This window comes from Gemella sp. GH3 (assembly GCF_013415425.1).
GTDB lineage: Bacteria > Bacillota > Bacilli > Staphylococcales > Gemellaceae > Gemelliphila.
The window spans coordinates 1-466 of sequence record NZ_JACBYC010000154.1; the positions used below are offsets into that span (position 1 = coordinate 1).

Here is a 466-nt window from a genome sequence, read left to right on the forward strand (position 1 = left end):
ATATGAATATGTCTTATGATCCTCATAATAAATATTCATTACCTTATTTCTTTGGTACAGTGGGTATTTTATATAATAAAGATAAATATCCTCATGATAATTTCAATAGTTGGAGTGATTTGTATCAATCTAAGTATAAAAATGATATTTTATTAGTAGATGGTGCTCGAGAAATGATGGGAATGGGATTAAACAAATTAGGTTATAGTTTGAATGATAACCATTCTTCTCATATTAAAAGAGCTGAAGTGGATGTGAAAAAGTTAGTTCCGCAAGTAAGAGGTGTCGTTGGTGATGAGATAACAATGATGCTTCAACAACATGAAGGTAACATCGCTGTAGTTTGGAGTGGTGTGGCAGCACCTTTAGTTCAAGGTAGTAATAAGTATAACTATGTCATTCCCAAAGAGGGATCTAATCTTTGGTTTGATAACATGGTTATTCCTAAAACTGCTCAGAATAAAGA

The 466-nt window shown here is 32.0% G+C and carries 1 protein-coding gene; it reads left to right on the forward strand.

What is annotated here, in order from left to right:
• Positions 1-466, forward strand: a 466-nt coding sequence (locus HZY83_RS06150) for an extracellular solute-binding protein (RefSeq protein ID WP_179943180.1), incomplete at both ends; no start/stop codon positions are given.